The organism is Acinetobacter pittii (genome assembly GCF_022449185.1).
In the GTDB taxonomy this organism is placed as follows: Bacteria; Pseudomonadota; Gammaproteobacteria; order Pseudomonadales; family Moraxellaceae; genus Acinetobacter; species Acinetobacter pittii_I.
This window is the reverse complement of the sequence record NZ_JAKUKO010000001.1, coordinates 1,271,652-1,296,104: the sequence shown is the minus strand read 5'-3', so window position 1 is coordinate 1,296,104 and position 24,453 is coordinate 1,271,652. Positions and strand designations below refer to the sequence as shown.

The window sequence follows — 24,453 nt, the reverse complement described above, 5'->3', positions numbered from 1 at the left end:
GGATCACAAGTGACTGGTCTTAAATATAAAGACCGTGCGACTGATGAAGAGCATGTAGTCGAGCTTACAGGTATCTTTGTACAGATTGGTTTACTGCCAAATACTGACTTCTTGAAAGACAGTGAAGTTGAGTTAACCAACCGTGGCGAGATTATTGTCAATGACCGCAACGAAACCAATGTGCAAGGTGTATTTGCTGCGGGTGACTGTACCACTGTACCTTACAAGCAAATCATTATTGCTACAGGTGAAGGTGCTAAAGCATCGCTCTCTGCGTTTGATTACATCATCCGTTCTGGGCAGTAAAATTTAAGTCCAAAAAGAAAGAGCCAAAGGATATCCTTTGGCTCTTTTTTATTTTCATGGTTTATATAAACCATGTTCGACTAAATGTTCTCGTAAAATACGACGTAACTCTAATACAGCTTGCGGTGTCAGTTGAATTGAATGACCACCTGGAAGAACTTTCTCAGACTTTGCTCCATCTAAGTGAGCACTTTTGTACGGAACGATGCCATCGGTAATCAAATTTGGATCATCACTCTTAGTAATATTTCCCATAATTGAATGGAAAACTAATCCTTGATGTGGATTAATATTTTTAGTCAGCTCCATAAATTTAGATTGATGACTTAGATCACTTGGTCCATTTTGAATCAAACCATTATCAATATTACTCAAGAAATCTTTAACATCTAAATTTTCGGTTGTTAGTGAAGTCGCTACAGCTGATAAGAATGCACCGGGTAAACGAATGATTTTACGTGCTGCCAAGGTAAACCAACGATCCGCATAATCTGTACCGCGATGAGGGGAAGCCAAGAAAATTGCGCGATCAAAATTATTGATTGAATGCATTTGCAATCGTTCAGTAACCATTGGATGTTTTTTAAAGCGGTTTTGCTGACGGATTGTCATCAACTCTAGAGCAGGTTTAGTAATATCTCCATCACTGACCAATAAACGGCTGATAATACCTCCCATACTATGTCCAACAAGAACAGCATCATGTGCGGCAGGATCACTTGGTTTTAATGAACTAAAAGCTTGTTTAAGCAATGCATAAATCTGAAAACGACTTTCCAAAATTGGCATGTTGGTCGAATAGAAAACTTGCCAAACTTGGTAATTGTCTCTTAAAACCGTATCACCCATAACATCATTGGTCAGTGCAATCCATGCCTCGGGGCTACTTGCTAAACCATGTACCAACACGATAATTTTTTTGTTCGGATTATAAGGTTCAAGCATATAGAGATGCGGCATAGTTAAATGCTGATCGCGGTCAATCAGAGTTAAATAAGCTGCGACCCCTAAATTATTTTCGGCCAACCATAGACCGTAAGGCGCAGAAAAGTTAGCAGCTAGAGGATATTGTTTCCCCGCTACATTAATATTATCTGTCCGATATGGGTCATAAACTCGAATCACGAATTCTGGATTATTAATGATTTCTTCGACGGTGGTCGCGTGTTTAGGTTCAGCTACAATAGTCGCAGCCAAGTAGCGTGCATGATGAATATTTGGATTAACACCATTTTTATAATTATATTTAAGCGGGTCTAGAATATATTCATTAATATCTTCATTTCCTGAACTCGGAAAAACAGCCACAAATTCTGAGCCAAAACCATCGCGGCGGTTAATGGTTCTTAAACCTGAAAAATTCAGATTATAACTTGAAATTAATTTTTCTAGTTTTTGGCCAGTTAATTGTTTATGAAATTCAAAATCGATTGAATAAATACTTTTACCAATATGAATTTGTGGTTCAACAACATTTTTCTTTGGATGTCTTAAGTCATAAACACCGACCATTTTGGCGATTGCTTGATTATAGAAATCGCGAATTTGAACTTGTCTATTATCAAAAATACGGTCGTTAGGCTTACGTTTTGTTGAAAATAGATATGCATAGCTATAGCGAATACTTTTATCTAATAGACTCAATTGCTGGTCTAAGCAATCATCATATCTATTCAGAATATTCTTTTGTTCTTCTTCAGATTTATGTTTAGTAAATCTACTTACTTTACAGTCAGACGTATCTGATAAAGCCATTGCTTTTGCGAGATACATCTCGCTTGCTGCTGATAAGAACTGTTCATCTAAAATTTGAGGAAGGTTTTTGAGTTGATTTACACAGGTTTCAGGTGTATCTGTACAAACTTTAGCTTCCTGACCAGACATTGATAAAACATTCAGACTCGCTTCGCTGAGTTTATCTTGGGTAAGAATACTATTACGTTCATTTGCAATCGTTACATTCAAAGCTTGCTGTTTAACATTTACGACCTGACAACCACTCAGAATTGAACCGAGTAGTATGACCTTCAACAGTGTTTTGCTTCTTTTTATTGAAAACATTATGGTCAAAATATAGTGGCTCAATGGTAGGTAGATCATACAAATTTTAAAATATTTTTCAAATGATCAAATATAAAAAAGGGCTGTCAAAACAGCCCTTTTTTATAGAATTAAGTTTATTTTTTAGATGCAGCAGGGGTAGTTGCTGACATTGCTGGATTAGTTAAAACTTGCCATACGTTCCAACGACCTTGTTTTTCAATTTCTTGAATTAAACGGTCAGCAATTTCTGCTTCATCTGGATATTTAACTTTATAGTTCTTCAGCGTCTGGATTGCGTTTTTCTTTTGCTCCATCGCAATATAGTTATTTGCAGCAGCTAAATATGCTTCTTGAACATTACCTTTAATGGCTTTGTCTAAGTATGGAATCGCTTCACGTTGACCGCCACCTTCAGATAAACCAAAACCGAACCAGAAATTTGTTTCGGCATCATTTGGATTAATTTTTAAAAGTCTTTGAGCATATTCTAAAGATTTAGTGGTATGAACAGTACCTAAATCAAGGTTACGTGCAAGAACACTTGCTTTAAAAGCACGAATTAAAATATCAAATGATGCGTTTGGATTTGCAGCAAGTGTATCAAGTTGTTGTGTTACTTCTTTAAGTTTACTTTCAAAGCCTTTACGTTCTTGACGGTCGGTAAAGCGAGGTGGATAGTGACGTGCTTTGCCTTCTACTAACTGCAAAAAGTCATCAATAGACGTTACGTCAATTTCATTCTCACCAGCTAAAACTGCATATTTCATTGAACGTTGTGAATTATTGACAGTCGGAACGATCAGCTTATTGACGTCGAGAGTAAGCTGTTTAGTTGGGTCATCTTGACGATTAACGACCATTTTCGTTACAGGCTGTGCAGCAGCGTCTTTTAATGCAACTTCAAATGCTGGTGGCTGATCATAGTTAAAAGGGTTTAGCGCATAAAAAGGAGGAGTAAGCTCTGGTTCCTTGAAAACAAAAGGCTCAATTTTTTGTTCTTTTAGGGAGGCCATTGTACAAGCGGTTAAACTTGAGGTCGCAAGGATTATATATGCCAAAGGCTTAAAATTCATAGGATCTTCCGTTCATTTTAGTAAAGTCAGATTTGGTACAGGTAAGTCTAGAAAAAGCTAAACAGACATGCAAGGGTAAGCGTGTTACAGTATGAATCAAGAATATTACGTTTTTGATGTCTTATCTTGCGCACCGCATTCACGACGAACTTCTTCAATAATTTTTAGTTCTTCATCACTAAAAGGCTGTTCATCCTGACTTTCTTTTTTGAAGCTCGGGTCTAGCTCTGATAAACGTTGGCATAAATTATTCATACGCGTTTCATTATGCTGAATACGATCAAGTAAAACGCGCATACCTTCTAAAATAGGGTCTGACTGATCAGCAGTTGTCGCATATGGAGCGAAACCAATACTTTGCGCATAATCACGGCGACGTTCTTCATCTTTATTCTTGTCGGGTGCATCTTTATAAATATAGCGAGCAGGGTTTCCTACAGCGGTCACGCCAGCAGGAACAGCTTTAGTCACCACAGCATTTGAACCGACTTTAGCGCCTTTGCCTATGGTAAATGGACCTAAAATTTTTGCACCTGCACCAACCACCACACCATCTTCTAAAGTTGGGTGACGTTTGCCGGTCTTCCATGTTGTTCCACCTAGGGTAACACCATGATAAAGCGTAACATCATCGCCAATTTCAGCAGTTTCACCAATCACAACACCCATGCCATGATCAATAAAAAAACGTTTACCGATTTTGGCACCTGGGTGAATTTCAATGCCTGTTGCAAAACGACTAAATGAAGAAAGAAGGCGAGCAGCACCTTTACAATCTTTTTGCCATAATTCATGAGCAACACGATGCATCATAATCGCATGAATGCCTGGGTAGGTCGTGAGAACTTCGAGAGTATTGCGGGCAGCAGGATCTCGCGCAAATACAGCCTTTATATCTTCTTTCAGCTGTTTAAGCATTGGGTTGATCCTCCTTGTCAGATAATGTCTTTTTCCATTTACCACTGGTTAGGGCTTGTACTCGACTAAAAATACCGCGAAGTAAATGATATTCCATACGATCTAATTGTATACGACCAAATAAACGACGCAAGCGTAAAGGTAACAAACGTGGATTATCTGGATCTAAAAATTCAATTTCAGTCAGCATTTTCTCTAAATGAGGATAAAACTCTTCCATTTGTTGCTGAGTAACCAAAGGCTCATCCCATTGCATGCTTTGGCCTTGGACTAATGGCATTTCTTCTGCATCTTGATCCACGTTTTGTTGTTCTAGAGCAGACATGCGAAGCTCGTAACATACGACTTGAATCGCTTGCGCAACATTTAATACGCCATAGTCTGGATTGACTGGAATCGTTAAATGATAATTTGCTAGTGCTAATTCTTCGTTGGTTAAACCACGATCTTCACGGCCAAAAACAATCGCAATTTGTTGTCCTTGAGTAGTGGCCTGAATAGCTTCTTTGGCAGCAGGTCGCACGTCAAGTAAAGGCCAAGGAATAGTACGGCTACGTGCACTTGTTCCAAATACTAAATGGCAATCTTTAATAGCATCTTCTAAAGTATCGACAATCTCAAGATGTTCAAATAAATCTTGGGCACCAGCTGCAAGCGCTTGTATGTCTGGGTGGGGATATGTTTTAGGCGCAACAAGAACTAATTTAATTAGCCCCATTGTTTTCATAGCACGTAACGCACTGCCAATATTGGCAGGCAAGGTAGTGTTCACCATGACAATACGCACTTGTGCTAATTGTTTTGACACAGTGTTGTAATCAAACGAACTCATAAGATTTCCAGAAATTACGAATATTGAGAAACTTCGCTTTGGTATAAATCCAATGCATCGTCCATAGTCATGTCCGCTGGAGGGGAAGCAACTGTTTGCGGACGAGCAGGTTCTGCTGCTTTAGCTGCTTTCGACTTTACTTGATATTCAATATAAATATTATCTTTACCAAAATAATCTCTGAGTTTAGCAAGTAATTCATCGAGAGGAGCAACTTTCCATTGCGGACCAAGTTGAAGCTCAGCTTGAGCATAAGGTTGATCTATCTGTAGCTGTAGAGTGATATGTTGATGCATATCTACATTGCAAAATGGCAAGATGATATTTTGTAAATCTTTTGCCAAAGTGGCTTGCATAAACTCTTCTGTTAATTTGATCTGAATGCTATTAGCACGTTTTTGTCGTATTTCATTTAAAGTAAAAGCCTTAGTTAAACGGCCCATTGGACGTTCAAAGCCTTCTCTTTCATATATTTCGCCTTCAAAGACGACAACACGCTCAACTTGGATAATATCTTTAAAACGTTGGAAACGTTCATGGTTGCAACTTACTTCAATACGAGCTGTACCGTCATCTAGTACAATAACTACCCGATTTGGGAAGTTTGCGACGTCAATGACTAAACCTGCATACACGGTTGTAACACCACGACGTGTAGCCGTAATTTCATTAAGTTTTACCGGAATAAAAGCTTTAAGCTCTTGGCGGTAAACATCAATTGGATGGCCCGTTAAATATAACCCAAGCGTGTCTTTTTCGCCTTTTAAGCGAACCTCGTCACTCCACGGTTTAACAGGTTTAGCTGGCTTACGCTGAACTTCTTCAACCTCACCAAATAAATCCATAATTCCGCTTTCACGGTTACTTCGAGCTTGTTCAGCGGCTTGAACAGCTTCAGGCAATTGAGCCATTAAGCTTGCGCGTTCAATTCCTAAGCAATCGAGTGCACCTGCACGAATTAAAGCTTCAAGAGTACGCTTATTGATTTTCTTCAAATCAATACGATGGCAAAAATCGAATAGATCTGTATAAGGACCAAATTGTCGACGAGAGTCAATAACTGACTGCATCGCTTGTTCGCCAACGCCTTTAATTGCACCTAAACCATACACAATAGTTTTATCATCGCTCGCATGGAAATGATAAGTCGACATATTGACTGATGGTGGTAAAACTTCTAGGCCATTATTTCGGCAGTCATCAATTAAAAATACAACACTGTCGGTGTTCTGCATTTCCGATGACATTACTGCTGCCATAAACTCAGCAGGATAATGTGCTTTTAACCATGCAGTATGGTAGGCAACGAGGGCATAAGCTGCGGCGTGAGATTTGTTGAAACCATAGCCTGCGAACTTTTCCATATAGTCAAAGATATGGTTGGCTGTACTTTCATCAATCCCTTTTTCTGCAGCACCTGCCAAGAAAATTTGGCGCTGCTTAACCATCTCCTCAGGTTTCTTTTTGCCCATTGCACGACGTAGTAAGTCCGCGCCACCGAGCGTATAACCCGCACAGATCTGTGCGGTCTGCATCACCTGTTCTTGGTAAACCATAATCCCGTAAGTTGGCTCTAATACACCTTCAAGAAGTGGGTGAAGATATTCAAAATCTCCACCATGCATACGGTGAATAAAGTCAGGAATAAGATCCATTGGACCAGGACGGTACAATGATACGAACGCAATAATCTCTTCAAATTTACTTGGACGTGCTTCTTTGAGCATTCGTTTCATGCCGACGGATTCAAACTGGAATACCGCTGTTGTATTTGCATCGGCAAAGACAGAATATGCTTTAGCATCATCAAGTGGAACATGCGAAATAATGAGCGGATCATTACTATCGCGATTTTTATTAATATTTTGAATTGCGTCTTCAATAACGGTTAAGTTACGTAAACCCAAGAAGTCGAATTTGACGAGACCTGCTGCTTCTACATCGTCTTTATCATATTGAGCAACACGGCTAGTTCCATCTTCATCACAAAGCACAGCCGAGAAATCGGTAATCTTACCTGGTGCAATAACAACACCGCCGGCATGTTTACCAGTATTTCGAGTGATACCTTCCAATTTTAAAGCCATTTCCCAGATTTCACTCGCATCATCATTATCTGGGTTAGATGGATTGGTAACGATATCTTTAAGCTGAGGTTCCATCTCGATAGCAGTGGCTAAGTCCACACCGAGCGGTTTAGTAGGTACCATTTTTGAGATACGGTCAGCTAAACCGTAAGATTTACCTAATACACGGGCAACGTCGCGAATTGCACCTTTTGCCGCCATCGTACCGAAAGTTGCAATTTGCGACACGGCTTCACGGCCATAAGTACGTGAAACATAATCAATGACGCGGTCACGTCCGGCAATACAGAAGTCGACGTCAAAGTCGGGCATCGAGACACGTTCTGGGTTTAAGAAACGTTCGAAAAGTAGATCGTAACGAAGAGGATCAAGGTCGGTAATTTTTAAGCTATATGCAACGAGTGAACCCGCACCTGAACCACGGCCAGGTCCTACAGGAACGCCATTATTTTTTGCCCACTGGATGAAGTCCATGACAATAAGGAAATAACCCGGGAATCCCATTTTGAGGATAATGCCGACTTCGTAATCAATTCGTTCATCGTAAGGTTTACGAATCTCAGGCCAGTCTTCACCACGTTTTTCGACAGGGTAGAGATAATCTAAACGTTCTTCTAAACCTACTTTTGACAAATGCTCAAAGTAGGTGTCGATGGTAAAGCCATCTGGAATTGGATAGTCAGGTAAAAAGTAGGTGCCTAGTTGTAGGCTAACATTACAGCGTTTTGCTATATTGTAGGTGTTTTCGATAGCACTTGGGATATCTGAAAACAACTCAATCATTTCGTTCGAGGTTTTAAAATGTTGCTCAGGACTATATAAGCGTGGACGACGATCATCTGCTAATACATAGCCATCAGCAATACAAACACGGGCTTCGTGAGCCTCAAAATCTTCTTTTTCTACAAAGTGCACATCATTATGCGCAACTACACCGATATTATATTGGGCAGCAAGTTTAGCGGCTTCTTGAATAAAGTCTTCTTCACCGGGACGATCGGTACGTGTTAAAGCCAGATAAACACGGTTACCAAATTTTTCGATCCATGCTTCTAAAAGTGGAGCTGCTTTTTGAGGATTAGATGAGCAAAGCATCTGACCCACATCACTATGTTGGCCAAGTAAAACAATAATATCTTGATGTTGTTCAAGTACCCATTCTTTTTGTACACATGGAATACTAAGTTGTTGCCCTTCAATAAAACCGCGTGAAACGATTTCGGTTAGACTTTTCCAGCCTACATTACTCATTGCAAGTAAAGTTGCACGATGTTGAGCATCGTCAAGGCGAATTGTGCTACCTAAAAGCGGTTTAATTCCTTTTTTTAAACAAGAGTTATAGAATTTTACTGCTGCATGGAGGTTTGATAGATCGGTTAATGCCAGCGCAGGCATTTGGTCTTTAACCGCAGCGTTGACCAAGTCAGGTATGCGAACTATCGACTCTGTAATCGAAAATTCTGTATAAATACCGAGATGAACAAACTGCATAAACCAATCCTTAATACGACTGCAGCATAGTTTAGCACGCAAAGTTAAAACGAAATGCTTAATATTTTGGCAAACTGTTAAGGATTTTATTATTTAAGAAGAATGATTTGAATATCTATTGTACAGATTTAATATAAAAGAGCTTATTTTTAAGAAATAGGACCAACCCAAACTTTGTGTTTGGGCTGGTTGAAAAACTTAGTACTGCCAGAACATGCGCTGAATTTCTTTCGTGTCATTAGTTTTAGTAAGAGCTAAAGCTGCAAGAAGACGCGCTTTTTGAGGGTTTAAATCATGTGCTGCTACCCAGCCATATTTAGAGTCAGGTTGTTCTGCATCACGTAATACGAAACCTTGTGCGACACGTGATGAACGGATAACTTGAATACCGTTTTTGTCGTGAAGATTTTGTAAGGTTGGTACGATATATTTTGGTACAGAACCGTTACCAGTACCTGCATTAATAATCGCTTTAACACCAGCTTTTGCATATGCTTCATATGCATCTGGAAGCATAGAGTCCGAACCATAAACGATCTGTACAGTTGGAAGTGCATCGCCTTTAATATTTTCAATATTAAATTCTGACGCATTCGTATGACGCTTTACAGACTGTCTGAACCAGTATGGTTTGCCTTCAACTAATGTACCTAAAGCGCCCCATTGGCTAACAAAAGCATTTGTATGAATGTTAATGCCTTTAGTTACATCACGTGCAGCAAAAATAGAGTCGTTCATGAGAACCATAACCCCTTTATTTTTTGCATCATCTGAAGCTGCTAAAGCAACTGCACTGTAAAGGTTAAGTGGACCATCCGCTGAAAGAGCAGTTGAAGGGCGCATTGAGCCAACAAGTACAATCGGTTTATCAGTATGAACAACTAAATTTAAGAAAAATGCTGTTTCTTCTAAAGTATCTGTACCGTGTGTAATTACAACACCATTAACAGATGGCTTTTTAACAAGCTCATTAACTTGACGAGCAATTTCCAATAATTCCTTGTCAGTAATACTTTCAGAAGCGATTTGTAATGCTTGGATACCAGTTACGTTTGCCAAATCTTTGATTTGTGGAACTGCGTTAATTAGCGTATCAACAGGAACTTTTGCAGCAGTATAAGTTGCACTATTTGCCGAGCTTGCACCAGCACCAGCGATAGTGCCGCCAGTCGCAACAACAACAACATTATTTTTTGCATAAAGTGGGAGAGAGCAGGCTAATAAGCCCATCGCTAAACCTAAAGATTTAACAGTTTTAGTCAACATCGAAAATATCCTTATGAAGTGACGAAGTAAAAGTTCATTGAATATGTCTGCTTTTCCTAAGCAAAATACATTCTATGTAAAACATATTCATAACTTGTTTGAATAAGAAGCATCCTTGAATAGCATTTTGTTTCATCAACAATTGCTTAGTCATTGCTTTTATTTAGCGTTAATTAATAACATAAGTAAAATAAAAAATCTATTAAGTTTTTCTAATTTATCTTAATTTGTTTACTTTTTAATATAAATAAACCAAATGTTTTTTTATCTTTATAAAATAAAAAAATAATAGGTGTGTTTAAGTACTTTTTTACTATTTAATATTTTTATGTGTTTGATTTTTATTGTTATAATTTAATATAAAAATGATTTTAAATTCTCTGTTCGAAGTTGAATAATAATTTCATTAATTTGGTTATAGTAAAGTGAATTAAAATTTAATCAATTGGTGTTTATTCTTAAGAATATTAATTTTGTTTGGAGGATTTTTATTCTGTTTTTAAGGTTTTATTTGAAAAAATTTAATAGTAGTTAAAACTTATTATTTAGTATAAAAATATTGGTGAGTCTTTATCATTTAATTTTAAATTAAAAAAAAGAGCAATTTTATAAGGTCGTATAAAATTGCTCTTAAGTTGGGAGAGTGGGAGAAAAGAGAAACTTAAGCAGTTGTTTGTTCTTGAGTTGATTTAATCAATGCTGGCTCTGGTAGTTCTTCAGTATCGGTCACCTTATCGCCTTCAAGCTTGGCAACAACTGCGGTAGCAATACTGTTTCCTACTACGTTTGTTGCAGTACGGCCCATATCAAGGAACTGATCGATGCCGAGTAGTAAAAGGATGCCAGCTTCAGGTAAATGGAACATAGTGAGCGTCGCTGAAATAACTACAATAGAAGCTCGTGAAACACCTGCAATACCTTTACTTGTCACCATTAGCGTTAACAAAATTAAGATTTGTTGAGTGAAACTAAGATCAATATTGTAGGCCTGAGCAATAAAGAGTACTGCAAATGTGGTGTACATCATTGAACCATCAAGGTTGAATGAATAACCTAAAGGTAATACAAAGCTTGTTACTTTTTTAGGTACACCAAATTTATTTAGGGCATCCATTACTTTAGGGTAAGCTGATTCACTTGAAGCTGTAGCAAAAGCAAGCGTTACAGGTTCACGAATTAATTTACCTAAGCGGAAAATATCTTTTTTAAGTACGATTGCACCTACAGAGAATAAGATGATCCATAGTAATAAAAGACCGAAGTAAAACTCTGCGATTAAAATGCCATAGTCAACAATCAAGCCTAAACCTTGTACTGTAATTGCTGAAGCGATTGCTGCAAATACTGCAACAGGTGCAAACATCATGACGTAATCAGTAATACGGAACATGATTTTGCTGAGTTCATCAGTTAAACGAATGATAACCGAATCTTTTTCTTTGCCTTGGTTTACAAAAGCAAGGGCTGAGCCAAAGAAAATAGAAAAAACAAGGACTTGTAAGATATCATTGTTTGCCATTGCTTCAGCAATACTGCGTGGGAAAACATGGCTTAAAAATGATTGTAGAGTGAAGCCTGTAGTCGCTGGAGCAGAAGAGCTACTCAGTTGTTGTGCAGTTGGTAATACTAAATCTAAAGCTGCGCCAGGTTGGAAAAAGTTTGCCAAACCCATACCGATAGCAAGCGATACGAACGAAGCAGTAATAAACCAAGTCATTGATTTAAGGGTGATACTGCCGATTGATGTAGATTTGCCCATTGATACAATGCCTGAAACAATAGTGGCAAATACCAATGGAGCAATAATCATTTTGATAAGGCGTAAAAAGATATCTGTAGGTATGTTGAGATAAGAAGCGATTTGCTTCAATTGTTCACCCTCATTAAAAAAGTGGTGACAAATCCAACCCGTCAGTATGCCAAGTAAAATAGCAACAACAATATACTTGAGCAATTTCTTTTGCTTCATATGAACCTCTATCCATTTGATTCAATCATCCTTTGATGGGATTTGGATGATTGAAAGCTTTCCTTGTTAGTTCAGTTCGGTCGTTCTAACGATGTTATCTTCCAAGATCTGTATCTGTTTTAACCGAATCGAATATGGTGATGTTGTTATGGAGATGGATTGTTGCTCGATTTTGATGCGGTGTGAAATGCAAAAAAATATTGATCCATGCATTTTTTGCATAATATAGTTTGAGTAGATTTAAGAGAATCAAGTGATTTTAAACGTATGGTAAAAAATATATAAATCAAAAAATTAACTAATTTTAATAGTTGAAATAAGTGTAAATCTAATAAAAATTACTTAAATTTTAATTATTTATTCTGTGGAGATAAGGTGGTTGTGTGGTTGGGAGATTCTTCTTTTATAAAAATGAATAAAATAGAATTATAAAAAAGGCACCTATTTAGAGATGCCTTTTTTGTTATGCATTTTTTTAACGACGATTGGCTAAGAAACGACCTAGACGGGTAATAGCTTCACGTAATTCATTTTCAGCAGGTAAGAAAACCACGCGGAAATGATCAGGTGTTGGCCAGTTGAAGCCTGTACCTTGTACCAATAAAACTTTTTCTGCACGTAGCAAATCAAGCATTAACTTTTCATCATCTTCAATTGGGTAGATGTTCGGGTCAAGGCGCGGGAAACAGTACATTGCTCCATCTGGTTTTACACAACTTACGCCTGGAATTTCATTAAGCATTTCCCAAGCAATATTACGCTGTTCATATAAACGGCCACCAGGACGAATCAAGTCATTAATTGATTGATAACCGCCTAGGGCAGTTTGAATCGCATATTGAGCTTGAACGTTTGCACATAGGCGCATTGATGCCAACATGTCTAATCCTTCGATATAGTCAGCAGCACGGCTTTTATCACCCGTAATTGCCATCCAACCTGAACGGAAGCCTGCAATACGATAAGCTTTTGATAAACCATTAAAAGATACACAAAGCTGGTCGCCAGCTAATGATGCTACTGAAACATGTTCAATACCGTCATAAATAATTTTGTCGTAAATTTCATCAGCAAATAAAATTAGATCATATTTTTTTGCAATCGCTACAATCTGTTCAAGAATGTGGCGTGGATATACCGAACCCGTAGGATTGTTCGGGTTAATGATGACAATACCGCGAGTATTCGGAGTAATCTTACTTTCAATATCAGCAATATCTGGATACCAGCTATTTTCTTCATCACATTTATAATGAATTGCTGTGCCGCCTGAAAGATTAACTGCTGCTGTCCAAAGCGGATAGTCCGGCATTGGAATCAGCATTTCGTCTCCGTCATCTAATAGGCCTTGCATAGCCATTACGATGAGTTCAGATACGCCATTACCAATATACACGTCATTGACATGCATATTGAGAATTCCTTTTTGCTGGTAATACTGACAAATTGCTTTACGAGCAGGGAAGATACCTTTTGAGTCAACATAACCAATTGCATTTGGTAAGTTTAAAGCAACATCATTAATAATTTCTTGTGGCGCTTCAAAACCAAATGGAGCAGGGTTGCCGATATTCAGCTTAATGATTTTATGTCCTTGCTCTTCCATTTCATTGGCGGCTCGTAAAACTGGCCCACGGATGTCATAACAAACATGCTCAAGCTTCGATGATTTTTTGATTTCTCGAGTAGATGGCATGGAATGGATGGTAGCAGTATTTTTAGACATAACGGGATTCACTTTTGCATATCGGTATAAATAACTTTTAAACGTTTTAACTGTTACCAAATTTAGATCATGTTGATCTTTCAATAGTTCAACAATTTTTTCATGGGTAAAACCCGATTGTTGATATTGTTTGATAATTGGTAGTAGTTGTTGGAAAACCACACTTTTTTTCTGAGACATGTTCTGTCCTATACAACCGTGCGCATTTAGAATAGCACTATGTTTGCTTGCTTTAAAGAAGATTGGTAATAAATTTGCTTACTTTTGATTTTCTATTTTGCTTACTTTTTGCTTTTTGTTCTTTATATGTTTAAATTCCAACAAATTTTACGTTCAGAGACTAGTGTTTTTGTGATGAATGGCGTAAATATAAAACTCGATCATCAGAAATGTTTACTTCAGAATAAAAGGTGTATGTCATGGGAAAAGTCAATAAAACAGACCGGGAATGGCAAAGAGAGTTATCACCAGAAGAGTATCGGATTACACGACAAAAGGGCACTGAACCTGCATTTACGGGGCAATACTGGAATACTAAGCAACATGGTACCTATGTTTGCCGTTGCTGCGGCGCAGAGTTGTTCTCATCAGATACCAAATATGATAGCGGTTGCGGTTGGCCAAGTTTCTTCCGTCCGATCAATGGTGCTGTCATTGATGAACATGAAGATTTAACGCATGGTATGGTCAGAACTGAAATAGTTTGTCATGATTGCGAAGCTCATTTAGGGCATGTATTTGAAGATGGACCACAGCCGACTGGTTTGCGCTACTGTGTAAACTCGGCATCATTACAACTGAAAACAGAAGAAAAAAATGATGAGGAAACCTATCCATGAGTAATATTTATCAGTTTGAAGCTGAGCTGTTAGAGGGTGAAGTTAAGCAATTGGCTGATTACAAAGGTAAAGTTTTACTAATTGTAAACACTGCCAGTAAATGTGGTTTTACACCACAATTTGCTGGCCTCGAAAAACTTTATGAAAAATATAAAGATCAAGGATTAGAAGTTTTAGGTTTTCCCTGCAACCAGTTTGGTGGGCAAGATCCAGGAAGCAATAAAGAAATTGGTAGCTTCTGTCAGCGTAACTATGGGGTGAAATTTCCCATGTTTGCTAAAGTTGATGTAAAAGGCCCAGAAGCCCATGTAATTTTTAGATATTTAACACGTGAAGCTAAAGGTATTTTAGGTAGTAGTAGCATTAAATGGAACTTTACCAAATTTTTGGTAGGCAAAGATGGTGCTGTTTTAAATCGCTATGCACCTACGACTAAGCCAGAAGCTTTAGAAGCTGATATTGAAAAAGCATTAGCGAGTTAATCGATTAAATGAACGCTATTCCTCAAGCTTTTGAGTTTTGGCAAGATGGGCGAATGCCGTATGTTGAAACCAGAAGATCCTGTTTTAGCCGAACATGCTATAAGTCTCATAGTCATCCAACGTTTTCTATCGGGGCTATAGACGAGGGGAATAGCGTTTTTCAAAGTTCATTTGGTACGCCCCAAAAGATTGATGCTGGTACTTTGGTGATCGTACCCGCACATATTGAGCATTCATGTAACCCTTTGCCAGATCAGGCTTGGAGCTACCAGATGCTACATTTGGATATAAGGTGGTTAAATCAGCTGTATTCAGAATTTCGAGAGCAAGGTCTGAATTTGCATCTGCCTCAGCATAAGCCGCTCATAATAAAAGAAGAAACTTTATATCAGGCTTTTTCTGATATGAATGAAACTTTATTTGATCCTGAAAGATTAATTATTGAAAAAGAACAGTCGCTGATCTATTGCCTTACTCAGCTGTTACTCCCTCATTTCGTATTAGAAGAAATACAAAAAACTGAATATTTATATGAAGATTTTTTGGACTTAATTCATATTATTAAATCGTCAGAACAATTTATTTCTCTTGAAGAGCTTGCAGAGCAGGTTGGTCTTAGTCGATATGCAATCATTCGTTTATTCAAGGCCAATGTTGGTTTAACTCCACATGCATTTCAAATTAATTTAAAGATTAATCAGGCCAGAGCTCAATTAAAGCAAGGGATTTCACTCGCAGAGCTAGCTGTCAATTTAGGCTTTAGTGATCAAAGTCATTTTCATAAAGCTTTTAAAGCACATACAGGAATTACTCCTCGGCAGTTTCAACTTGCAGCCGCGCAATAATTTACAAGAAATGATTTTTCTCTATTTTTAAGCTACTCCATACAATTTTAAAGATGAAATCGTTATGGAAGTTTTTTTGGTTATCGCCTTTACTCACTTTTTAGCACTACTATCTCCGGGACCAGATTTTTTTCTTATTCTGACCAGTCTTTTGCAAAAAGGAGCGCGTTATACCTATGGCGTTATTCTCGGAATTACTTTGGGTAATGCTCTTATCTTAATGGTGTGTATATTCGGATTTATGGTGCTTGGCAATTTAAGTACAACGATTCTTTTAGTGCTTAAATGGCTCGGGGCTGGATATTTAGCTTATTTGAGCTTTCTTTGTTTTAGAGCCACTCAAGGAACAAACTTTAATATTACTGTTACTGAAAATAGTTTGGTTGAACAAGAGTCTAGTTATAAGAGTAAAGTTAAAAGCTTAGCTTTGGGTTTGCAATCCAGTCTTCTTAATCCTAAAAATATTATGTTTTATAGTAGTTTAATGCTACTAGTTCAACAGGAATTTAGCTTATTTCAAAAATTACTAATGAGTATATGGATGACAGGAGTGGTTTTTGGCTGGAATTTATTATTAATTCGTTTATTGCGTCAAGAGCGGGTATTAGCACAGATTAAACGTTCTGCTAGAGGAATATATTATTGCTCTAGTCTGGCTTTCATTTTTTTCGCAGTGTTATTGGTTGTCTATAGTTAATGAAGATTGCATAGCCTCCTAAATAATACTGAAAGCTATGCAATTTTGCTGGGTTTAAAGAATCGCTTTTAAACGTTTAACGACTTCTTCACATTTTGCCAAATCTGCTACTAAAGCCATACGCACATGGTTGGCACCAGGGTTACCTTGTTCGGTATCACGAGATAGGTAACGGCCCGGTAAAACTTTAATATGTGCTTTTTCCATCAGCATTTTGGCAAAAGTTTCATCATTATCTACTTTTAACCAGTAATAAAAACCAGCATCAGGTTTTTGTAGTGGGAGCAGATGGCCTAGCTCAGATTGGAATAAATCAAATTTTGCACGATATTGCTTACGGTTTTCTTCAACATGGTTTTCATCGTTCCACGCTGCGATTGAAGCAAGCTGGTGTTGTACTGGCATTGCAGCGCCGTGATATGTGCGGTATTGCAAATATGGCTTTAACAGATCGGCATCACCCGCTACAAAACCTGAGCGCAAACCGGGCAAGTTTGAGCGTTTTGAAAGTGAATGAAATACGATACAGTTTTTGTAGTCATCACGACCAAGCTCAGCACAAACTTCTAATAGACCAGTAGGTGCTTGATCAAACCAAAGCTCTGAATAGCATTCATCAGAAGCAATAACAAAATTATATTGATCAGATAAGGCAATTAGCTTTTTAAATTGTTCTTTAGAAAGCACAGTACCTGTTGGGTTACCCGGTGTACATACAAAAAGAAGGGCTGTCTTTTCCCAAACTTCTGCTGGTACAGCATCAAAATCACCTAAATAGCCATTTTCTTCTGTGCAATTAATGAAGTACGGCTTTGCACCCGCAAGTAAAGCCGCACCTTCATAAATTTGATAAAACGGATTTGGCATCACCACATAAGGTGCATCTTCACGATTAATTAATGCCTGTACAAAAGAGAAAATGCCTTCACGTGTACCAGAGACAGGCAAGATGTGGTTTTCAGCACTAATGTTGTTAAGTTTAAAGCGCTTAGTTAACCAATCTGCAATGCTTTGGCGCAGCTCTGGTAAGCCTTTACTATTTGGATAAGTTGATAAATGGTTAAAGTTATCAATAATAGCCTGTTTAACAAACTCTGGTGCTGGATGCTTAGGTTCGCCAATTGATAGAGGAATCAAGGGAAGGTTAGCAGGAGTAGTATCCTTAAAAAGTTGGTTTAACTTTTCAAATGGATACGGGTGTAATAACGACAAGCTAGAGTTCATTAAACGGTTACCAAGTAGTTGAGTTTCAGTGCTGACAAATTTGATTAGATGCTTCATCTAATGCAGCTTTCAGTTTTTCCGAGAAGAGTTTGACCTCTTCGTGATTCAGCGGTTTGCCATCTTTTTTGGTGACAAAGAAAATATCTTCGGCACGTTCACCTAAAGTTGCGATTCGGGCTGAATGGATGTCTAAACCTTGCATCATAAATAAACCACCCACGCGTGCAAGTAGGCCGGGGTGATCGAGTGTTGAAATTTCGACCATATTTTGCTGTAAGGCTTCATTTAATGTTACGTCGACTGTATTTTCAATATCGAAGTGACGTAATTGACGTGGAATACGACGTTGCATGAGTCCCGGGTACTGGTCTGGTTGGCTAAGCGCCTTCACTAATGCGTTTTTAACGGTTTCTTCACGTTCTGGGTCGGTAAGCAATGTCCCGAAACGATCAAGTACAACATAAGTGTCTAAGCTAAATGCTGTACTTGCCGTGATAATTTTTGCGTCCTGAACGTCTAAGTTCATTCGGTCTAAAACGGCAACAGTCGTGGCAAATAGGTTAGGTTGATCGCGCGTATAAATAAAGATTTGCACCGCATCTTGAGCTGCTTTACGGTGAGCACGCAAGAGGACTAATGGCTCTGGATTATCACCGTGTTTTAAAATTGCTTGTGTATGCCACGCAATTTCATCTGCTGATTCTTTAATGAAGTATTCATCACCTAGTTCTTGCCATACTTTTTCGACATCTGCCAATGCAAAGTTATTTACCAATAATTCACTTGCTGCAAACTTGGTGTCTTCAATCAGCATTTGGTAGTCAACAGGACGCCCTAAACCTGTACGGATTACATCACGGGCATGCGTATAAAGTTGACGCATGAGAGAAGCGCGCCATGTGTTCCATAGTTTTGGATTTGTCGCGTTAATATCGGCAACCGTTAAGGTATATAGATAATCAAGATGCTCCATATCGCCCAGTTTTTCTGCAAAATCTTTCACGACATCTGGATCGGAAATATCTTTTTTCTGAGCTGTGAGTGACATGAGCAAATGGTTTTGAATAAGCCATGCAATTAATTTGCATTCACGTTCTGTAAAGCCATGTGCACGGCCAAACTCAATTGCATCTTCTGCGCCGAGTTCGCTGTGGTCACCACCGCGACCTTTTGCAATGTCATGGAATAAAGCAGCAATAAAGACAATATCTTGACGAGCAAGACGTTGGAAAACTGAACTTACTACAGGGAATTCTTTGGCAAATTCAGGTTCTCTAAAACGATTTAAATTACGCAGCAATAATAATGTATGAGCATCGACCGTATAGATATGGAATAGGTCATATTGCATAAGGCCCATAATTTGGCCAAAAGCAGGAATATAGTTTCCTAAAACCCCATAACGTTTCATCGCAACCAAGGTATCGTATAAACGATATGGTGAACGAATAATCGACATAAACAGTGCTTGATGCTCTGGATTATCGCGATAACTTTGGTTGATTCGTTTTGCGGCAAGAATAAGTAAGCGTAAAGTCCGAGCGCGAATACCTTCAATATCTGGTCGATTGGCTAGAATATAGAACAATTCTAAAATTGCGCTTGGATGCTCGGCGAATATTTTATGATGCTGTACGGCAAGTTTATTATCGACAATTTTAAAGTGATCGTTAACAACTTCAATTTTGCGTTCATAGTTGGGGAGTCGAGGAGTAATCACTGACTCGCTAAAATACGCCAGCAACATTTCATTGAGTGTTGAAACTTGCTGCGCCGTACGATAGTAGCGTTTCATGAACTGCTCAACACCATAATTTACAGGTTGGCCTTCTTGACGCACATATCCAAATTTGGCGGCAATTTCCCTTTGATGATCAAAGAGTAAACGGTTTTCATCACGTTTAGCTAAACGGTGTAAATGATGTCGAATTTCCCAAAGAAAACTTTCAGCTTCTTCTAAAACTGCCAATTCAAACTCTGAAATGAAACCTAAATGCACTAAGTCATAAATACGGTTTACGCGAAAATGCCGTTTGGCAATCCAGCCAATTTGGTTAATGTCACGGATACCGCCCGGTGCATTTTTAATGTCGGGTTCTAAATTACTTTCAGTATTGTTGTGTTGGTGATAACGCTTGGCTTGTTCGGCCATTTTTGCGTCATAAAATGTTTTATCTGTCCATGTCTGCGAAACAATACGGCGAGGCCATTTCGCAAGCTGACTATTGCCAGTAATTAACCGCGCCTCAATTAAAGTTGTTGCAACGGTTAAATCGGTAGCGGCCTGTTCAACACAGCTTTGAATCGTGCGAACACTAATGCCAGGTTTAAAGTTTCCAACGTCCCATAAAGAAGAAATAAATGTAGAGATACGTTTTTCGTTTTCTTCGTTAATTTCATGCTCCGATAGGATCATGATATCGACATCGGAATAGGGCAACATTTCACGGCGCCCATAACCGCCTACAGCAAAAAGGCCCAGTTCTGTCTGATCGAGTTCAGCATGTTTCCATAAAAAGATCAGTGCTTCATCTACTAAATCTGAACGGGCTTTAATGATTTCACGAATAGATTGCCCATTTTCATATGAATCTTGCAACTGTTTTTCTACATCCGTTCGCCACTGATTAATGGCTTTAATATCATGATGACTTGAGACATAGTTCAACAATGGCGATATATTGATCATGAAAATGGGTCTACCAATAAGTAAAAATTAAGAGTTTGTTTGAACGCTTACTTGATCAGCGGTTTCTTTCGCTAAAGTACGAGCAAGATCAGTATTTTCAGCACGAGCGGTTGCTACACCCATACGACGACGTTTGAAACCTTCTGGTTTGCCAAACAGGCGTAAATCGGTGTCTGGGTGTGTTAAAGCTACATTGAGATTGCTATAACTTAAATTGCTGGAATCAACTCCAGCATAAATTACTGCACTTGCTGCAACACTGTGGCGTGCTGTGTTTACAGGTAAACCTAAAATTGCACGTGCATGCAGTTCAAATTCACTTTGAAACTGAGATGCTAAAGTTACGAGTCCTGTATCGTGTGGGCGAGGTGAGACTTCACTGAACCACACCTTGTCGCCTTTAATAAACAGTTCTACACCAAAAATACCACAGCCACCAAGTGCAGTTGTCACTTTATTCGCAATACGTTTTGCTTCTTCGAGTGCCGCCGCACTCATTGGTTGAGGTTGCCAGCTTTCTACATAATCACCGGCATCTTGGCAGTGACCAATTGGGTCACAATAATGAGTTTCGATTTCACCAGTTTCAGGGTTTTTAGCACGAACGGTAAGTAATGTAATTTCAAAATCAAAATCAATTTGAGATTCAATAATGACTGTGCCTTGGTTAACACGGCCACCTTGCATTGCATATTCCCATGCAGCATCGACTTCATCGAAACTTTTTACACGAGACTGACCTTTACCTGAAGAAGACATGACCGGTTTTACAAAGTTTGGATAACCAATATCATCGCAAGCAGCACGGAAGCTTTCGAGCGTATCAGCAAAGCGATATGCAGAAGTAGGTAGGCCAAGTTCTTCAGCCGCAAGACGGCGGATGCCTTCACGGTTCATTGTGAGGTTTACAGCTTTAGCAGAAGGGATGACAGTTGCTGTTTTGCTCGCTTCAATTTCAAGTAAAACTTCTGTCGCAATTGCTTCAATTTCTGGAACAATTAAATTTGGTTTAATTTTCTCGATGAGTTGTTTTAATTGGGCAGGATCTGCCATGTTTAATACATAAGAAAAATGTGCAACTTGCATTGCTGGTGCGTGATCATAACGGTCGGCTGCATGTACTTCTACACCAAGGCGTTGTAAGGAAATTACAACTTCTTTGCCAAGCTCTCCTGAACCTAACAATAAAACTTTAAATGCAGAAGATTGAAGTGGGGTACCGAGTGTCACGCTCATGCGAATCATCCTGACAAAATTATTTTTTTAAGCATAGCAGAACTTATGGTGGAGTTAAGCCTTATCATGCATAAAAAAGTAATTTTGTCGAACAATTAAAAAAGTGGTTTTTAGATATTAACCTGATAGTTTAAAAGCAATTCATCCGCATTTTTACCACGGATGCCCCAATTTTCTTTAGGTGTTTCAAAAATAGTAATTTCAATGTCTTGTGGAGAAATTTTGCATTGTTCTTGAATATTACGGAATAAGGTTTGAATAAGCTGCTTTTTAGTGGCTGCACTGCGGCCTGCAAACATTGAAAGTTCAATAATAATGTAATGCTGGCTTCTGTCAGAAGGGTAAATGAAATTTCCTGGTTTAAGGCTAATAAAACGTTGAAACTTCTTCTCAACAGGATATTTCAGTTCTTCAATAAGCGCCTGATGGATTGCATGAGAAAGCAATTCTCGGTACTGCATAATGGTTTGTTCATTTGCATAAATTTTAACTTGTGACATTTTTATCTCTATTAAGTAGCTAAGGTTATCTTTTTAATCAATTCAAAAATTAAATTTTCCAAGCCAGAAGTTTTAATCTTAAACACTTCTGGCTAGGTTTTATTTTATATAAGGAAGATAAGTTTATCTATTTATAAAGGTAAATAAGTATAGATCAGACCATAAACAATTGCGGCAGTTAAAGTTGCTGGTACGATTTTCTTAAATTTAAAATAAAGACCTGCTAAAACTAAAAAACCGATAAGCATTGCGAAACTCTTATTGGGAGTTTCAAGGAGAGGTGGAAGGGTAGCAACTACAAGCATGGCACTAATTGCAGATATTCCAATACTTCCTAAGGCAATTTTGATCCAGATTGAGCCACGTCTTTGCTGTGAACCCTGTAATTTTTGTATTACGAAAAAAGGTCCAAAGCGTGAAGCAAAATTGGCTATACCCACAATAATACCGACCAGAATAATTTCTAGGTTCATATTAAGCCTCAACCTCATCATGCTGTTTCAGCACATAATGTTTAAATAGACCAGCTAAAATGCCTGAAAAAATACCTATAAAAATAGCGGCTGATAAGTTAATCCAATAACACGCCAAAGCTGAAACTACTAAAGATACAGCAACTACAAGGCTATGCTTTCGCTCAAATGCCGCTAATAAAAAACTTAAAAATAAAGCAGGTAATAAGAAGTCTAAAGCTGCTTGTAAAAACTTTGGTAAATGAGCTACTTGATCGGCAAATAATCCGCCTAACAAAGAGCCACTTGCCCAAGCCATCCAACTAAATAGACTTAGGCCAAGCATCCAAGACTCGGACCATTGTTGTCTGCGCTGTGAAAGTTGGATCATTCCACTGGCAAAAACTTCATCCGTTAAGCCCCAAGCCCATACCGCCGTTTTCTTAAGATTTAATTTGTTTGGAATCAGGTTGTATAGAGCAGGTCCATAAAGGACATGGCGAATATCTAGTGCAATGACTGTTAATGCTGTTAGCCAAATGGATGAACCGCTAGCTAAAAGCGCAACAACCAAAAATTGGCTAGCGCCGGCATACATTGAACAAGATAGAAAAAAGGCTTCCCATGGTGTAAAACCAAACTGAGATGCAGAAACGCCAAAGGCAAAAGAAACGGGTAAATAAGTGAGTACGATAGCTTGGCTATCTTTGGCGCCTTGCCAAAAAGTTGCTGTTTGGGCAGGCATCAATTGTTGTTCAGACACAATACACCTTGGCAATAAACCAAATGATAAAAATACTTGAAAGATTGAGTATTGTAGCCGAATTTAATAGCATAGTGCCGAAATGTTTAATCGGCAGTTTGATATGTTCAAGGCAAAGATTCGTTTAGTTTATATCGCCATGATAAGTGCAGGTATTTTTACATTGCAGGGCTGTGATAATGGTAATCAGGGTGCAGAAAAAAAAGTAGAAATTAAGCCAGCACCGAAACTAACCAATGATGCAACTGTTTATGCTCAAAAAGCATGGACATTGATTAATACGGTTGAGCATTTAGTTTATGAAAAACAACTCAGCCAAATTGATGACAAAGTTCGTAAACCTTTACGCCAATTGAGTACAGACTGGCGCATTAATGTAAAAATGACGGATTCAGTGACAGAAGGGAAATATGCACTCTGTCGTAAGGCCCTGACAAGTTTAGATATATGGGCACGCGAAACACTAGAAAACAACAGTTCAGTTGCCCAAAAGCAAGCGGACTATGAGCGAGATAAGGCTCAATGTAAGGATGCGATCGATACGCCAAATCTTGGAAATACTTCGCCAAAATAAAACTAATGAATGTAAAAAAGCGAGATGATCAATCTCGCTTTTTTTGCTTTTAAACGATAATGAGTGAATGTGAATTACGGTTTCGTGGCAGCTTTAGCGGTGTTTGCAGTTTTCACAGCATCTTGTTTCATTTGATGAGTCATTTGCTGTGATTCATGTTGAGCATGTGTCGCGCTGTTCATTGCATCATGTTTTTGAATGCTTAAGTCTTTTTTAAAATCCTGTTTAGTTTTAGTTGCCTCTTTCTTGGCTTTTTGAGCGGTAGCTTTTCCATGTACCGCTACACATTTTCCACCTTTGTGATTCGGTCCTGTACCGCCTTGTAGTTGAGTCCCTTTTGGACATGCAAATGCCGAAACACTTAACATAGCCAATACGCCTGCTGTAAGAATTGTTGATAATTTTTTCATGTTAATCAGCGCCTTGTTGAGTATTATTGCT

21 protein-coding genes are annotated in these 24,453 nt (G+C 38.4%); 6 read left to right on the top strand and 15 right to left on the bottom strand.

Features of this window, described 5'->3' with window-relative positions; genetic code table 11:
- Positions 1 to 306, top strand: a 306-nt coding sequence (locus MKX14_RS06040) for an FAD-dependent oxidoreductase (RefSeq protein WP_240282001.1), incomplete at its 5' end; no start/stop codon positions are given.
- A 54-nt stretch (positions 307 to 360) separates the two neighbouring features.
- Here the strand turns inward: MKX14_RS06040 and MKX14_RS06035 are convergent.
- From MKX14_RS06035 to MKX14_RS06000, 8 genes are all read right to left on the bottom strand, one after another.
- Positions 361 to 2,367, bottom strand: a complete 2,007-nt coding sequence (locus MKX14_RS06035; protein ID WP_240282000.1) for an esterase/lipase family protein — start codon at positions 2,365 to 2,367, stop codon at positions 361 to 363.
- A 116-nt stretch (positions 2,368 to 2,483) separates the two neighbouring features.
- A complete protein-coding gene (locus tag MKX14_RS06030; RefSeq protein ID WP_240281999.1) occupies positions 2,484 to 3,422 on the bottom strand; it encodes an ABUW_2363 family tetratricopeptide repeat lipoprotein in 939 nt (312 codons plus the stop codon).
- Between the two features lie 105 nt (positions 3,423 to 3,527).
- Complete coding sequence (gene cysE / locus MKX14_RS06025) at positions 3,528 to 4,340, bottom strand: serine O-acetyltransferase (RefSeq protein ID WP_014206521.1); 813 nt, start codon at positions 4,338 to 4,340, stop codon at positions 3,528 to 3,530.
- Positions 4,333 to 5,172: an RNA methyltransferase gene (trmJ, locus tag MKX14_RS06020; RefSeq protein ID WP_068565901.1), complete on the bottom strand. Its 840-nt coding sequence runs from the start codon at positions 5,170 to 5,172 to the stop codon at positions 4,333 to 4,335. The genes cysE and trmJ overlap by 8 nt, the downstream gene beginning before the upstream one ends.
- A 14-nt stretch (positions 5,173 to 5,186) precedes the next feature.
- On the bottom strand, positions 5,187 to 8,750 hold the full coding sequence (gene dnaE, locus MKX14_RS06015) for a DNA polymerase III subunit alpha (RefSeq protein ID WP_240281998.1): 3,564 nt from the start codon (positions 8,748 to 8,750) through the stop codon (positions 5,187 to 5,189).
- A 198-nt stretch (positions 8,751 to 8,948) separates the two neighbouring features.
- A complete protein-coding gene (gene aspQ / locus MKX14_RS06010; protein WP_108010297.1) occupies positions 8,949 to 10,016 on the bottom strand; it encodes a type II asparaginase in 1,068 nt (355 codons plus the stop codon).
- Between the two features lie 661 nt (positions 10,017 to 10,677).
- Positions 10,678 to 11,985 (bottom strand): dicarboxylate/amino acid:cation symporter, encoded by a 1,308-nt coding sequence (locus tag MKX14_RS06005; RefSeq protein ID WP_133480453.1) that lies wholly within the window; start codon positions 11,983 to 11,985, stop codon positions 10,678 to 10,680.
- A gap of 475 nt (positions 11,986 to 12,460) precedes the next feature.
- Positions 12,461 to 13,891, bottom strand: a complete 1,431-nt coding sequence (locus tag MKX14_RS06000; RefSeq protein ID WP_014206525.1) for a pyridoxal phosphate-dependent aminotransferase — start codon at positions 13,889 to 13,891, stop codon at positions 12,461 to 12,463.
- Positions 13,892 to 14,130: 239 nt separating this feature from the next.
- On the opposite strand from MKX14_RS06000, the gene msrB reads away from it, so the two are divergent.
- The 4 genes from msrB to MKX14_RS05980 all read left to right on the top strand — a co-directional run bounded on the left by msrB (position 14,131) and on the right by MKX14_RS05980 (position 16,574).
- Positions 14,131 to 14,550, top strand: a complete 420-nt coding sequence (msrB, locus tag MKX14_RS05995; protein ID WP_002114184.1) for a peptide-methionine (R)-S-oxide reductase MsrB — start codon at positions 14,131 to 14,133, stop codon at positions 14,548 to 14,550.
- On the top strand, positions 14,547 to 15,032 hold the full coding sequence (gpo, locus tag MKX14_RS05990) for a glutathione peroxidase (protein WP_002114194.1): 486 nt from the start codon (positions 14,547 to 14,549) through the stop codon (positions 15,030 to 15,032). Before msrB ends, gpo begins: the two co-directional genes overlap by 4 nt.
- An 8-nt stretch (positions 15,033 to 15,040) precedes the next feature.
- The gene (locus tag MKX14_RS05985; protein WP_240281997.1) at positions 15,041 to 15,877 is read left to right on the top strand and encodes an AraC family transcriptional regulator; all 837 of its coding nucleotides are present in this window, start codon (positions 15,041 to 15,043) and stop codon (positions 15,875 to 15,877) included.
- 64 nt (positions 15,878 to 15,941) lie between these two features.
- The gene (locus MKX14_RS05980; protein WP_240281996.1) at positions 15,942 to 16,574 is read left to right on the top strand and encodes a LysE family translocator; all 633 of its coding nucleotides are present in this window, start codon (positions 15,942 to 15,944) and stop codon (positions 16,572 to 16,574) included.
- Between the two features lie 54 nt (positions 16,575 to 16,628).
- Here the strand turns inward: MKX14_RS05980 and dapC are convergent, their stop codons facing one another.
- From dapC to MKX14_RS05950, 6 genes are all read right to left on the bottom strand, one after another.
- Complete coding sequence (gene dapC / locus MKX14_RS05975; protein WP_240282031.1) at positions 16,629 to 17,798, bottom strand: succinyldiaminopimelate transaminase; 1,170 nt, start codon at positions 17,796 to 17,798, stop codon at positions 16,629 to 16,631.
- Positions 17,799 to 17,823: 25 nt separating this feature from the next.
- Positions 17,824 to 20,487, bottom strand: coding sequence for a [protein-PII] uridylyltransferase (gene glnD / locus MKX14_RS05970; protein WP_000608323.1), 2,664 nt, complete (start codon positions 20,485 to 20,487; stop codon positions 17,824 to 17,826).
- 27 nt (positions 20,488 to 20,514) lie between these two features.
- Positions 20,515 to 21,732: a formate-dependent phosphoribosylglycinamide formyltransferase gene (gene purT / locus MKX14_RS05965; RefSeq protein WP_240281995.1), complete on the bottom strand. Its 1,218-nt coding sequence runs from the start codon at positions 21,730 to 21,732 to the stop codon at positions 20,515 to 20,517.
- 101 nt (positions 21,733 to 21,833) lie between these two features.
- Complete coding sequence (locus MKX14_RS05960; RefSeq protein WP_057076080.1) at positions 21,834 to 22,223, bottom strand: tautomerase family protein; 390 nt, start codon at positions 22,221 to 22,223, stop codon at positions 21,834 to 21,836.
- A gap of 131 nt (positions 22,224 to 22,354) precedes the next feature.
- Positions 22,355 to 22,696, bottom strand: coding sequence for an L-valine transporter subunit YgaH (gene ygaH, locus MKX14_RS05955; protein ID WP_002133404.1), 342 nt, complete (start codon positions 22,694 to 22,696; stop codon positions 22,355 to 22,357).
- Between the two features lies 1 nt (position 22,697).
- Entirely contained in the window at positions 22,698 to 23,420 is a 723-nt protein-coding gene (locus MKX14_RS05950) for an AzlC family ABC transporter permease (protein WP_063098679.1), read from the bottom strand.
- Positions 23,421 to 23,541: 121 nt separating this feature from the next.
- On the opposite strand from MKX14_RS05950, the gene MKX14_RS05945 reads away from it, so the two are divergent.
- On the top strand, positions 23,542 to 24,012 hold the full coding sequence (locus tag MKX14_RS05945) for a hypothetical protein (protein WP_025469827.1): 471 nt from the start codon (positions 23,542 to 23,544) through the stop codon (positions 24,010 to 24,012).
- Positions 24,013 to 24,086: 74 nt separating this feature from the next.
- Here MKX14_RS05945 and MKX14_RS05940 read toward each other — a convergent pair whose 3' ends face one another.
- Positions 24,087 to 24,422: a hypothetical protein gene (locus MKX14_RS05940; RefSeq protein WP_240281994.1), complete on the bottom strand. Its 336-nt coding sequence runs from the start codon at positions 24,420 to 24,422 to the stop codon at positions 24,087 to 24,089.
- Between the last annotated feature and the right edge of the window lie 31 nt (positions 24,423 to 24,453).